Below are 13,264 nucleotides of genomic sequence, written 5' to 3'. Positions count from 1 at the left end.
ACTGATATTAACTTGGCAGGATATAAAAATAGATGATAGCAATGATTGCCAGTGTAATGATTGCTATCGCATAAAGTTTATCATGCAGATAGCTAAATGCAGGTAAGTTTCGCTGTTTGCGGGCATAAAGATAAAAAACCAGCCCCACACTATATAAAATCATCGATAACAGTAAATAGGACATGCCGCCTGCATAAATCAGCCAAAATCCGTAGATAGATCCGGCTGAACCAATCAGTATCAAATAAGCTTTACCACGATTTAAAGCGAGTTTAAACACAAACAGCGCCGCTAATAAATAGGGGATAAGTACCATTGATGTCGATAACTGAATCAAGGTGTTGTAACCGGATTGATGAAAGTGCGCCAGAATAATTAATATGGTAACCAAACACGTGGTTAACCATAACGCATTGGCCGGGGTGCCATTTTTATTAAGTTTACCAAAACATTTTGGTACGGTGTGCTTTTCACCTTGTCCGGTGAGAAAGAGCATTTCAGCCGCTAACATCAGCCATGATAATAAGCCGCCACTGACTGACACAATCAAACCCAGATTAATAAAGGTCGCGCCCCAACTGCCGACGACTCGCTCAATCACTAACGCCATAGAGGGGTTTTTCATTTCGGCAAGTTCATTTTGTGGCACAACGCCCAACGATAAAACCGAAACACAAACCAATAACAGACTGGTGATGGCAAAGCCAAAAAATGTTGCTCGACTAATGCTGATCATATTTTTGGCTCGAGCGGCATAGACGGTCGCACTTTCAATACCTAAATAGACCCAAACCGTGTAAAGCATGGTGTGCTCGATCTGCTCGATGATTGTGCCGAGCTGTGGTGAGCCCCAAAAATCGATCTTAAAGGTATTTACCTTAAATGCCAAAATGACACAAATAATAAATAGCCCAATGGGGATGATTTTGGCCAGAGTGACTAAACAGTTAAGTAAAAATGCCCGATAGATGCCTTTTAAGACAAAAAAATGGACTATCCATAAAAAAATCAGTCCGGCAATTACTGACGGCAAGGTCGTTCCGTCGCCAAAATAATTAAAACAATCAAACGAGCCTATCGCACTAAAAAGAATCACTAAATAGCTGGCACAGGCCATCCATGCTGATATCCAGTATCCCCATGCGGCATTAAAGCCGATGTAATCGCCAAAGCCTTCACGTACATAGCCGTATAAACCGTCGTTAATTTTATAAAAACGGATTGAGAGATATTGAAATATTCTCGTTAGCATTAACATGCCAAATAGGGTAATGACCCATGCAATCAAAATAGCGCCGGCGCCAGCGCCTTCAGCCATATTTTGCGGTAAACTAAAAATCCCGCTGCCAACAATACTACCTACCACCAAAAGGGTAAGCGGTAGGATGCCGAGTTTTTTTCTTACTGGTGTATTCATTGTGTTTTCTTTTTGGTCAATTAAATTGAAATAGGCTCGTATAATTATTGTTTCTCGTCTAACTATTATTTCTCGTTTAACAATGGTTTAGAATCGTAATGACATACAACTTACACCACCGTCAATTTTACGGTATTCCGAGGTATCGACTTCAAGAACGATATAACCTAATGCTTCAATTTTTGCTTTAGTTATCGGGTAACCTGAAGGCATAATGACCCGCCCATTAACCCATATACAGTTGGCGGCATAACTTTCTTGTTCCGGTATGGTAATAATATTAAGATGTTGAAATTCCGGTTTAGTAATAAACTCGCCGGCTGCAAGTAAGTTATTGTTTTCAAGGTAAGCAAGGCCGGTTTTTAGATGTAGCACTTTTTCTAAAGTGACAACTGAACCACTTAAGCCATACTTTTGCAAAATAGCGATCATTTGATCTGCACCTTCTTGATTAGTGCGGGCAGATAAACCAATGTAGTAATGATCACCAACCATCATAATATCACCAGCTTCAACCGTTCCCGGCGCGGTAATGCGTTCTACTTTATTTGGGTAGAATCGTTCAATCGTGTCGATCATAATTTCAGTCTCTTCACGGCGGCTAGGTGCGCCGGGGCGAGTGATAATTGCGCAATGTGGTGTGCACAACGTGACATCTTCGACAAACACTGAATCGGGGAAGCGCTCATCGGCGGGTAAAATGGTAATATCAACATCACATTGCTGTAAGGCTCGAATATAGTTGTTATGTTGATCTAAGGCTTTTTGATAATCGGGCTTACCTAAATTTGCTGAAGTTAATCCGTCAACCAATGATTTAGCAGGTGTTCGGGCAATAATATGACTAAATTTTTTCATCTATTTACATTTCCTTTCTTTATAAATAATTATGCTTAGATTTTGCATAATAATTCAGTTTATTGGCTTAATCAAGCATTAATATGCTTTTTTATGCATTTATATTGTGATGCGGGGATTGCGTATGTATGATTTGGAGTCAGCGATAAAGTGATGAATATCTTTTGAAAAAAGAAAAGGAAAGGGCAACATGTTAATGAACTGTTAAAAAATGGTAGTAATTTCGTTAGTTATGAGTAAAGCCTTATCCATGGCTTTTATGCTGATTTTGGTGGTGCGAGGGCGATAGCTTCACCCCCGTTTAGTCGGTTATTCACCATGAAAGTCGATGAGAGTAAAACAGTTAATACCTAAATCGGTTAATTTTGTTTTACCATGCAGATCCGGTAAATTAATCACAAAAGCCGCATCTTGAGCGATGCCTCCTGCTTTTTCAATTAGTTTGGCGGTTGCAGCAACAGTACCACCGGTTGCTAGCAGATCATCAATGATTAATACTCGTTCGTTAGGTTTGATAGCATCGCAATGCATTTCGAGGGTATCAGTGCCGTATTCCAGTTGGTACGCTTCGCTAAATACGTGACGCGGTAACTTATGCGGTTTTCTAACTGGTACAAATCCTACGCCTAATGCTAAGGCGATAGGAGCGGCAAAGATAAATCCACGGGCTTCGGTGCCGACAACTTTATCGATTTTTTTATCTCGATAGTGGTCAATCAGTAATTCAACAGCGGTTTTAAATGCAATAGGGTCTTCAAGTAAGCTGGTAATATCACGAAATAAAATCCCTGGTTTAGGATAATCGGGAATAGTGATGATACTGTTTCTGATAAGTTCAAGTTTTTCTTGTAACTGAGTCATATTCAAGATTCTCTATATGTTCTCTATAAGAGTTGCTAATTTTTTATTATATACCTTTGCTCTTTAAGCTGGCAATAAACAAAAAATGACATGTTGGTTAAATAAGGCAATTGCTGTTATATTAACCTGTAAATTTTAAAGGAATTCTATTCCTCAATCCTGTTTAAAGGTCTATTTTCAAACTCGTAATTGTTTTTACATACTTTTACATATAAATACATGCATTAGACATTTTGATTGGCAAAAGTTGGATAATTAAATAAACTTTTCACAAAGGGATGAAACAATGAAAATGATTAAACTAATAACTGCTGTAGGATTTACCCTATTGAGCTTTATGAGTCAGGCTACCGATTTGGTTAAACCTCGAATTCAAGTTCAGTCTGAACTTGCTCAGCCAATTATTCTGGAAAATGGTGAAGAAAAGAATTATCTGAGAATATCGTTAATTGGTGAAAAAAATGAACCGACCGGACGTGTACCTATCAATTTGGCAATTGTTATTGATCGTTCAGGCTCGATGTCAGGCGAACGTATCAAAAAAGCGAAAGAAGCCGCTATTTTAGCTGTCAATATGTTAAATGAGGACGATACTTTATCAATTATTGCTTATAATACTAATGCTGAAGTTATTCTGTCTTCGACCAAAGTCAAAAATAAACAAAAAATAATAAGTTTAATTGAAAAAAATCTGGTTGCAAATGGCGGTACTGCCTTATTTGCCGGTGTAAGTAAAGGGATAAATCAGGTTTCTAAACAACTTTCACGGGATAATGTTAACCGTATCATCCTCCTTTCGGACGGACAAGCTAATATAGGGCCATCTTCTGTATCGGAATTATCCGAATTGGCGATTGTGGCGGCTAAAAAGAATATTGCCATTAGTACTTTTGGTATTGGCGATGACTATAATGAACAACTGATGTCTTCAATTGCCAGTTACAGCGACGGTAATCATGTATTTGTTGATGATACTTCCAAACTTGAAAATGTATTTGTTCGGGAATTTAAAGATGTCATGTCCACTGTAGCGCAAGATATTGTTATTACCATTAATCTTAAAGATGGCACAAAACCTGTTCGTTTAATGGGTCGAGATGGTATCATTAAAGGTAATAAAGTGATTATTAAAATGAACCAGCTATATGCAAATCAAGAAAGGTATGTATTATTAGAAGTTATTCCACCAAAAGGAAAAGCTGGCGAAAATAAAACTTTAGCAAATATCGAATTTTCGTATAATGACTTACTTAATAAGAAAGTAGAAAAAGAAAATCAGACCGTCAATATTGCTTATACCAATAAGCAAGATGTGGTAGATAAAGCGGTTGATCCAAATATTATTGCTGAAAGTGAAATACAAAAAGTTATTCTGGCAAATGACGAAGCGGTGGCACTGTATAATCAAGGAAAAACGGAAGAAGCTAAATCACTATTAACTGTTTCTGCAGAGAAGCTTTCAGAAGAATCAATGCGATACATGGGTATCGCTCCCGAAGCTAGCGAAAAGATGAAAGCACAAATGGATATTAATCAGGCTTTAGCTGATGCAATCGAGAAGGATGATGCAAAAGTTGCTCGTAAGAAAATGGTCGAAAAACAATTTCAATCGAGACAAAATAAAATCGAAAAATAACTTATGAAAAAATTAACAGCGATCCTATCTCTTTGTATATTTATTATGGCTTTTAGCTATCTTGGTTGGCGCACGCTAGAACACGAAGTAATAAAACGCGAAAATCAGGAGAAGTTGTTAGCACAAAGCCGTGCAGAAAATATAAAGTCTTTAATTGGATCGCTGTTAACCCAGCGATCGACCTATTTTAATAGCCTGTCTGACATATTATTATATGATGAATCAAATATAGATAAATTGTTACAAATCCAAACTGATGTAAAAAATATTTTTGTGATTGACCATGGTGTTATTAAATATTTAAGCAATGATACAGATAAACAATGGTCTCAATTAGTTGAATCTATTGGATATGATAACTCGATTTTATTTAACCATAATACTCAAAATGAACAGCACCGTTCGAGCACAGGTTGGTATCAAGCCTATAATTACCTAGTTTATTGGTCAATCCAGTCAGATACCATTATCGGTTTTGAACTTTCTAATATTAAATTATCATTAGATGTGATCAATCTGTTAGATGAAAAGGCAATGAACGATAGCTTTAATTTATCTAATGATGAAAAGCAGATTTATAATAACGGGGAAAAGTACCCTAATGAAATTGTGATCTCATTAGATTATCCGTTACAAAATTGGCAATTAACTTATTATTATCAATCAGCAAATTTAACCAATATCTATATTTTTGGTGTCAGTGTTATTGTTTTATTTATTCTGATAATTTTAGGACTTGCTCTCTATTGTTATCGCGAATATACCCAAACATTACGTTTGGCAAAACAACAAGTTAGCTTTGTCGGGCAAGTGTCTCACGAATTTAAAACACCATTAACCAATATATCTCTCTATTCTGAAATGCTCAAAGAGCGATTAATTGATGAAGTCCAACCGGTACCGGATTATTTGGATGTGATCACCAGTGAAAGTAATCGGCTGACAAGATTAGTACAAAATGTGCTCAATTTTAATAAGCCAGCTAAACTCAATATTAAACCCGTCAATATCACTCAACTTGTAAAGCAAATTTATTTCACCTTTAGGCCGGTTTTGGAAACCAAGTCTTTAGAACTGAATTTAATTTGTGATGTTCATTATGATTTTATGATGAATACGGATCAAGACAGCGTGATACAGATCATCAGCAACTTTTTAAGTAACGCTGAGAAATATGCTTCAAATGGTCAAAAAGTTGATTTAATTCTGACTGAACAAAATCACAAAGCCATTATTACCGTTCGAGATTATGGTAATGGTATTGCTAATAATCAATTAAAAAAGATTTTTAAGCCTTTTTATCGAATTAACTCTTCAATTACCGAAGGCGTTTCGGGCACTGGTATTGGTTTAACTATTGCAAATCAATTAGCCCAACAGCTCAATGGTAGTATCAAAGTGACTAATGAGAAACCAGGCGTTGCGTTTTCATTAATCTTAATGGAGTCAAAATGAAAATTTTAATTGTCGAAGATGATCAATATATCCGAAAGGGGATGACCGATCTTTTAGAGCAGGAAGGCTACACCGTTATTGAGGCTTCCAATGGTACAATCGCTCTTGAGCTATTTAGTAAAAACCCGCCCGATTTTGTTATTTTAGATATTATGATGCCGGACTTAGACGGTTACTCTGTTTGCCGTGAGATTCGCAAAGCTAATGATGATGTTCCCATTTTATTTTTATCGGCCAAAGATGAAGAGATTGATCGGGTGATTGGTCTAGAATTGGGTGCCGATGATTACATGAGTAAGCCTTTTGGTATCCACGAACTCAGAGCAAGAATCAAAGCCATTGCCAAACGTTATCTTAAATCTCAACTCTCTTCTAATCAAACATCCAGTCCATTTTTTATTTTTGGTGATTTATGGGTTTACCCAACCGAACTTTGTGCCAAACGAAATGATCAAGTTATTGAGCTTTCATTGCGTGAAGTAAAAATCTTAGAGTGCTTATATCAACATAAAAATCAGGTTGTCACTCGCGATATGTTGTTTGATTATGTATGGGGCTATGATTATTCACCCAATAGCCGAACGTTAGATCAACATATTTCTAAGTTGCGTAAGCAAATAGAAATCGATCCACTCAATCCAACTTTAATCAAAACCGCACATGGACTGGGTTATCGGTACTAGGCGATAACGGTTTTGATCGGTTTAGATTTGTCACGCTCTTTAAGCGTTGCGGTTCGTTGCTGTTCGTTACTGTAGTCTGCTGGCTTTAAACTATCATCTGTAATAGATCCAGCCGAATACAGGTGGTATTGAATAAACAGATTATGTGGTATTTTAAATGTGTTCAAGATTGGCATTTCGCAAATGGGCGAAATACATTTAAACCATTAATCGTGACAATTTTTTCTTAAAAGCGTCACTTTCGCTGCTGTACTGTTTTTAGTTCTATTCATTTGTTTTTATAACCCTATAACTTGTTTGATGTTTTATCAATACTATTGGAGTAAGACTAAAATGAATTATTACGATTTTTTAATTATTGCAGTGAAATTATTTGTCGTGTTTATCTGTATCATTTTATTTCTTAAAATCACCGGTAAAACATCGTTATCTCAAATGTCCAGCATTGATTTTATCGGTAATATGATTTTGGGTGGTATTGCTGGCGGCATCATCTATAACCCTAAATTAACGATATTTGATTTTTTGGTTGTGCTACTGATGTGGACAACGATTATGTATGTTTCCAACTATTTAAAAAAGAAAAGTCAAAATGCCAAAGCCTTTATTGTCGGTAATCCCATTGTATTAATGGATAAAGGCAAAATTAAATTAAATGAATTTGCGGCGGTCAATTTAGACATGTCGAGTTTTGCCGTTTTATTAAGAATGAAAAACATATTTACCATACACGAAGTTGAAAAGGCGATTTTAGAGCCTAATGGGCAACTGTCGGTCATTAAAAAAGGCGATAAAGGAATAGCATCAATCGTGCTGGAAAACGAAGAGCCGTTAGATGATGTACTTAAAGATTTAGGAAAAGATGAAGATTGGCTAAAAGCGAAATTAGCTGAGCAAGGTTATCACAGTTATGAAGGGCTATATTGTGTTGAATACTATAACGGGCATCTATTTATAATTCCTAGCGATGCGGTTAATTAGTCAATCATAGTAATTGCAAACAATTTTGATAAACCTTAAGTCGCTTTAACTGAGCGCCTTAAGGTTAGATTTCATGATTGGTACAAAGGCGAATGATTTAATGACCTTGCAATAAAACTACTCACCGACATGGTGTTATTAAGTTTAGCCTGTAATGCCAAAGCATGATCTTTTGATTGGCATTGACTAAAAACACATGCGCCTGTGCCGGTTAGTCGGGTAGGGGCAAATTGTGAAAGGTAATGGATTAACTCATCAATGTTGGGATAACGTTGACGTACCACTTTTTCACAATCATTACTGAGTTTATCAAAGGGTATTGAAAGAAGCTCATCAATCGTTCGACAAGCTGTATCACGAGTCAGCTTAGGATCGTTGAATACGTCTATCGTTGACACTTCAATATTTGGGTAACTGACTAAATACCAATGTTCGGCAATATCAACACGTTGGAACTGATCGCCAATTCCTTCGGCAAAAGCAGCATGTCCGTAAATGAAAATCGGTACATCAGCGCCAATTTGACGCCCGATTTCCATTAATGTTTGTGTTGATAGATTAAGATGCCATAAATGATTTAATGCAACTAGCACGGTGGCTGCATTGGATGATGCACCGCCAAGGCCGCCACCCATTGGTATTTTTTTATCAATACTTATCTCGACACCTAATTCCTGCCGATTGCTATAATTTTTTAATCGCTGTGCGGCAATGGTAATTAAATTTTTATCGGCAGGGACGTGATCAAATGGTGTTAATAATTTGATCTCATCACATGCCGTAACGTTAAATGTTAAGCTGTCGCAATAATCAATAAATTGAAACAGCGTTTGTAAATTATGGTAATTATCAGCACGACGACCAGTAATATATAAAAATAAATTCAATTTAGCAGGTGACAACCAGTGTTTCATTCGGTTTATCCGTTATTGTAAAGTCCAGTTGCTGATTTTTAGGCGAACAAGATCATCTTTATGGGTAAGTTCAATTGTTGCCGGTAAATCAATCTTTTTGTTGTGATAGGTATAGGTATCATAATTGGTAATTTTAAGCGCCCATTTATTATTGTTTTGCATAAATGAAGTGGCGGCTAATCTACCCAAATTATCTAATTTATCGGCATTTGGATCATCAGAATAACCTTTCAACCAATTGTGTAATGACTCAAGCGGAATGTTCACGTTAGTCACTCTTCTCATTAAACTTTCAACGTTTCTATCATCATAACGTCCACCGTCACTATCAGTCAGTTGAGCATAATCAGGCTCGGCTCTGAGCGTTAAAATATTGGTACCAATCGGTGTGGTTAATCTAATTTCGTAACGATTAGGTGATTGTTGTGTGATTAAGAAACGTCCATAGCTGCGGTTTTTTTCGCCGATATGGGCTATGCTACCTTTAACTTGAAAAGCGGTAATTTGTTTAAGTTCTTGTTGATGCATCTGCCATTGTTGCTGTGATGATGCCGTAGTTTGATATTTGGTCGTTTGACAAGCTGTAATTAGCAATGGCAAGCTTATAACAAGCACATATTTTATTTTATGAAACATAAGTCAGCTCTTTAGTTAGTTTAGGCTAGGGTAGGATGATTATAACTGATAAATGAGCGAATAAGAAAATCTAACTGTAAATTAACCTTTATATTTTTTTTATGTATAATACAAACCCAAAGAACGCTTAATAAAATAATTATTTCTAATAAAAAATTTAAAATAAGAAGCATTGCAATGTCAATTACAATATTAGGTGTTAATCATAAAACAGCGCCACTAGCTTTAAGGGAAAAATTGGCTTTTCCTAATGAATTAGTCGAACAAGCGTTATCTAGTCTTTACCAACATCCTTTAGTGGAAGGCTGTGTTATTTTATCGACTTGTAACCGAACTGAAATCTACTTAAGTTATGAGCATCAAACTGACTATTTACGGCTTAAACAGTCTGTTGAAAACTGGTTAGCGCAATTTCATCATTTTGATATCAGTCATTATCGAGATTCATTTTATTGGCATGAAGGGCAACAAGCCGTTGAACATTTAATGTCAGTTGCCTGTGGTATCGATTCGATGATTATTGGTGAGCCGCAGATTTTAGGTCAGGTTAAGCAAGCTTATCACTATTCACAGCAACAAAATTGCTTATCGGTCAAATTAACTAAACTGTTTCAATCGATATTTCATGTTGCCAAAATTGTGCGTAGTCAAACCAATATTGGAGCCAATACCGCATCGGTTGCTTATGCTGCCTGTTTAGTTGCTCGCCAGTTATTTACTGATACCTCAAGCTTAAATATTATGCTGGTTGGAGCAGGGGAAACTATTGAGCTTATTGCCCGTTATTTAAAACCCCATAACTTCAATCATATCATTGTTGCTAATCGCACGGTTGAAAATGCATTAAAACTTACCGCAATTGTTGATGCTGAGATGATTGCTTTATCGGATATTGCAGCTCGGCTAAGCGAGGTTGATATTGTTATTAGTTCGACAGCGAGCTTATCACCTATTATTAGTCAAACAATGGTTAAACAAGCATTACAAGCTCGAGATTATCGGCAAATGCTATTTATCGATTTGGCGGTGCCTCGTGATATAGAAGCGACAGTCAATCAACTCAAACCTATTCATCTTTATACTATTGATGATTTGCAACAAACGGTTGAGCATAATCTTGAACAACGTGCAATTGCCGCTCAAGAAGCCCACGCCATTATTCAACAGCAAGCGGAGATTTTTCTTGAATGGTTGAAAGCCAGAGAAGCGGTTGATTATATCGTACAGTATCGACGTAACGCCGAAAATATTAAGCGAGAGTTAGAACTCAAGGCTCGTAACGCTATCAAACAGGGTGCGAATATCGATGAGGTATTTGCCGAATTTTCGCATCGATTAACCAATAAACTGATTCATGCGCCAACTCAAACGTTATTACACGCAGCTGCGCATGATTGTGATGATTGTTTTAAAGTACTCAGTAAAGCTTTAGGGTTAAAGGCGCATTAAGCATCTATACAGCACCCTAAAAGGATGTGGTAAAAATTGGATCAGATTGAGTTTTTTGATATTCAAAGCCCTTGTAAACGTGTTTGTGAGACCGATAAGCAAGGCTATTGTTTAACTTGCTATCGATCAAGAGCAGAGCGGTTTAACTGGTTAAAGCTATCTAATAGTCAAAAACAAGACGTGTTACGTTTATGCAAACAGCGAGCATTAAGGCGTCGCTATTTGCTAATACAGCAACAACGCCAACAACAATCCACATCTACGACGCCACAAATGGAGCTGAACTTTTAAACTGTTATCATCCTGCTAAACTCATCTTGTAATCCTATTAAACTCGGAGTAGGATTTTGTTATCCGTATGTGTTTTTTCATTTGGTGAATTGGGATTAAATTATGAAAATGTGTATTGCCTGCGGTATGCCAATGACATCAATCGGCGATTATCCTTTACACGATATCTCCAAAAATTATTGTAAACATTGCGCTCATCAAGACGGGACGATGAAAACGTTTGATGAAAAATGGCAGGAAGTCACATTACGTTATGCAAAAGAGCACAATATCATTTATCCGGTGGCAAAACAGACCGCTTATGTCATTCTTAAAAAATTACCGGCATGGAAACGCAAATGGTAGCTGAAATTTTAGGCAACCAGAAGACTTAACGATAATATCTGTTGCAGATATCGCAAAGCTTAGTATAATGCCAACGTTTACTTATTTACACTTCTTAATGCCAGTGTGGCGAAATTGGTAGACGCAGCGGATTCAAAATCCGCCGCCCTTAAAAGCGTGTCGGTTCGAGTCCGACCACTGGCACCACTTAAACACCAATTAAATCAATTCGTTATATTATTTGTTTGCTGCTTTACAGCTAAACAAAATACATGCTTGGAATTCACTTAGAATATACAGTTAGAATAAATTTTCTTTTTTGGGGGGATTTAAGGTTGGTGTAACTTTAACTTTTCGGTCATAAGTATTAACTTGTGCTTCAGTTTTGTGACCACTAAATAGCTGTTTATCTTTTGTCGCACCTTCGTAGTCTGAAATAGCTTTAGCTTTAATATCATGAAATGTGCAATCGATTTCTCTACCTAATTTTTCTTCTGCTTTTCGTTTTGCATCCAGCCAATATGAATTAAATGTTTTTTGGATCAATGCTTCTCCTGACTGATTAAGTAAAACCAAAGAATCGGATGAAGAGGGCGGAAATAGTTTTGTGGCTAAATCAATAGCTTTTTTTAGCCTTTCTGTCCACTGCTTGATTTGTTTTTTACCTGTTTTTCCTTGTTTGATATACAAGCCTTCTTTTAGAATCTGATTATGTTTTAGATTAAGTATATCACCCTGTCGAGCAGCACATAAATATGATATTTCCATTGCGACTTTAATAATATCTATAGCTTCATCATAGATAGTGTAGTATTCGATATCGTCGATATATTTATCTCTGGGTGTGATCGTAAAATTCTTAATACCTGCACAGGGATTAATTTTACAATATCCACGTTCATATCCCCAACCAAATGTAACAGACATATAGGATAGCTCATGATTTGCTTGCACTTCGCTTTGCTCGCCTCTAATGTCCATATATCGCCGTATATGCTCTGGTTTAATATTATTAACATTTATATGACCAAAAACGGGTAATATTTTTTTAGCTCCTTTTAGCTTATCTTTTTGTGAGCGTGACGCTAGTTTATTAAACCCTGCGCTTTTTAAATACATGTTCCATAATTTACTAAACGTCATCACTTTCTGTTGTTCTGCAATTACCCCTTCATACTTTGCCCATAATTCAACCATGCTCATATTTATTGAGCCTAGTGTAACTGTTTTGTTTTCTTTTGTTTTGAGGTAGTATGAATATTTATTTTTTGATACGCGTGGGGGAAGGATGTTGTCTTTTTTGTCCTTACGGTTCCTTGCCATTTAAAGCTCCAAAATCTGGCTCTTGCTGTTGTTTTTGTTCAATGATTACTTTTTGATTCAATGATGAACGCAAAATTATTGGCTTTCCAAGTAAATTGACATGAAAGCTAAACTTGTTTTCTCTTAACCATTTTATTTGAAGACTTTTGTTTTTTCTGCCCGTTAGCAGCAGTAATTCATCATCAGTTAATATGATTGATTCGCTCACGCCTAAATCTCCTAACTCAATATCATTCATACATTCGTCTTTCATCAATAAATAAATCTGCGCTATCACAAAACGGGTAGGGTTTTAATTGTTTAGTCATAATCATTTCCTTGTTATTTGTTCACTATTGAGTTAATACGTTCGTCTACGAGAGCAACATATTCATGATTCAATTCACATAGAATTGCATTTCTATTATTGGCCATTGCAACTCCTGCGGTTGTTCCA

15 protein-coding genes and 1 tRNA gene are annotated in these 13,264 nt (G+C 36.4%); 8 read left to right on the top strand and 8 right to left on the bottom strand.

Annotated features, from left to right (window positions below):
* Positions 1–7: 7 nt before the first annotated feature.
* The 3 genes from J3U74_RS10670 to apt form a co-directional block, all read right to left on the bottom strand.
* Complete coding sequence (locus tag J3U74_RS10670) at positions 8–1,417, bottom strand: basic amino acid/polyamine antiporter (RefSeq protein WP_220219532.1); 1,410 nt, start codon at positions 1,415–1,417, stop codon at positions 8–10.
* A gap of 87 nt (positions 1,418–1,504) precedes the next feature.
* Positions 1,505–2,275 (bottom strand): dimethylargininase, encoded by a 771-nt coding sequence (gene ddaH, locus J3U74_RS10665; RefSeq protein WP_220219533.1) that lies wholly within the window; start codon positions 2,273–2,275, stop codon positions 1,505–1,507.
* Positions 2,276–2,584: 309 nt separating this feature from the next.
* Complete coding sequence (gene apt / locus J3U74_RS10660) at positions 2,585–3,136, bottom strand: adenine phosphoribosyltransferase (RefSeq protein ID WP_220219534.1); 552 nt, start codon at positions 3,134–3,136, stop codon at positions 2,585–2,587.
* Positions 3,137–3,422: 286 nt separating this feature from the next.
* Between apt and J3U74_RS10655 the strand changes: the two genes are divergently transcribed.
* Genes J3U74_RS10655 through J3U74_RS10645 form a run of 3 tightly spaced genes read left to right on the top strand, consistent with a single transcriptional unit; the run spans position 3,423 to position 6,910 of the window.
* A complete protein-coding gene (locus tag J3U74_RS10655) occupies positions 3,423–4,772 on the top strand; it encodes a vWA domain-containing protein (RefSeq protein WP_267329368.1) in 1,350 nt (449 codons plus the stop codon).
* A 3-nt stretch (positions 4,773–4,775) separates the two neighbouring features.
* Positions 4,776–6,227, top strand: coding sequence for a sensor histidine kinase (locus tag J3U74_RS10650; protein WP_267329367.1), 1,452 nt, complete (start codon positions 4,776–4,778; stop codon positions 6,225–6,227).
* Entirely contained in the window at positions 6,224–6,910 is a 687-nt protein-coding gene (locus J3U74_RS10645) for a response regulator transcription factor (protein ID WP_220219537.1), read from the top strand. The genes J3U74_RS10650 and J3U74_RS10645 overlap by 4 nt, the downstream gene beginning before the upstream one ends.
* Here the strand turns inward: J3U74_RS10645 and J3U74_RS10640 are convergent.
* A complete protein-coding gene (locus J3U74_RS10640) occupies positions 6,907–7,077 on the bottom strand; it encodes a hypothetical protein (protein ID WP_267329366.1) in 171 nt (56 codons plus the stop codon). The genes J3U74_RS10645 and J3U74_RS10640 overlap by 4 nt on opposite strands.
* Before the next feature lie 166 nt (positions 7,078–7,243).
* Between J3U74_RS10640 and J3U74_RS10635 the strand changes: the two genes are divergently transcribed.
* A complete protein-coding gene (locus J3U74_RS10635) occupies positions 7,244–7,891 on the top strand; it encodes a DUF421 domain-containing protein (protein ID WP_220219538.1) in 648 nt (215 codons plus the stop codon).
* Positions 7,892–7,962: 71 nt separating this feature from the next.
* On the opposite strand, the gene ispE is transcribed toward J3U74_RS10635, so the two are convergent.
* Both ispE and lolB read right to left on the bottom strand, forming a co-directional pair.
* Complete coding sequence (ispE, locus tag J3U74_RS10630; protein WP_267329365.1) at positions 7,963–8,805, bottom strand: 4-(cytidine 5'-diphospho)-2-C-methyl-D-erythritol kinase; 843 nt, start codon at positions 8,803–8,805, stop codon at positions 7,963–7,965.
* Positions 8,806–8,817: 12 nt separating this feature from the next.
* A complete protein-coding gene (lolB, locus tag J3U74_RS10625) occupies positions 8,818–9,441 on the bottom strand; it encodes a lipoprotein insertase outer membrane protein LolB (protein ID WP_267329364.1) in 624 nt (207 codons plus the stop codon).
* A gap of 177 nt (positions 9,442–9,618) precedes the next feature.
* Here lolB and hemA point away from each other — a divergent pair, with 177 nt between their 5' ends.
* From hemA to J3U74_RS10605, 4 genes are all read left to right on the top strand, one after another.
* A complete protein-coding gene (gene hemA, locus J3U74_RS10620) occupies positions 9,619–10,890 on the top strand; it encodes a glutamyl-tRNA reductase (RefSeq protein ID WP_267329363.1) in 1,272 nt (423 codons plus the stop codon).
* A 36-nt stretch (positions 10,891–10,926) separates the two neighbouring features.
* Positions 10,927–11,181 (top strand): DUF1289 domain-containing protein, encoded by a 255-nt coding sequence (locus tag J3U74_RS10615; RefSeq protein WP_220219542.1) that lies wholly within the window; start codon positions 10,927–10,929, stop codon positions 11,179–11,181.
* Between the two features lie 102 nt (positions 11,182–11,283).
* Positions 11,284–11,526 (top strand): zinc ribbon domain-containing protein, encoded by a 243-nt coding sequence (locus J3U74_RS10610; protein ID WP_220219543.1) that lies wholly within the window; start codon positions 11,284–11,286, stop codon positions 11,524–11,526.
* A 99-nt stretch (positions 11,527–11,625) separates the two neighbouring features.
* Positions 11,626–11,712, top strand: a tRNA-Leu gene (locus tag J3U74_RS10605).
* Positions 11,713–11,805: 93 nt separating this feature from the next.
* Here the strand turns inward: J3U74_RS10605 and J3U74_RS10600 are convergent.
* Both J3U74_RS10600 and J3U74_RS10595 read right to left on the bottom strand, forming a co-directional pair.
* Positions 11,806–12,828: a tyrosine-type recombinase/integrase gene (locus J3U74_RS10600; RefSeq protein WP_267329362.1), complete on the bottom strand. Its 1,023-nt coding sequence runs from the start codon at positions 12,826–12,828 to the stop codon at positions 11,806–11,808.
* Complete coding sequence (locus J3U74_RS10595; protein ID WP_267329361.1) at positions 12,812–13,066, bottom strand: DUF4224 domain-containing protein; 255 nt, start codon at positions 13,064–13,066, stop codon at positions 12,812–12,814. Before J3U74_RS10595 ends, J3U74_RS10600 begins: the two co-directional genes overlap by 17 nt.
* Positions 13,067–13,264 lie beyond the last annotated feature (198 nt).

Source organism: Gilliamella sp. B3892 (genome assembly GCF_026536305.1).
Taxonomy (GTDB): domain Bacteria; phylum Pseudomonadota; class Gammaproteobacteria; order Enterobacterales; family Orbaceae; genus Gilliamella.
The sequence above is the reverse complement of the archived record's forward strand: the minus strand, read 5'-3'. Positions and strand labels throughout refer to the sequence as shown.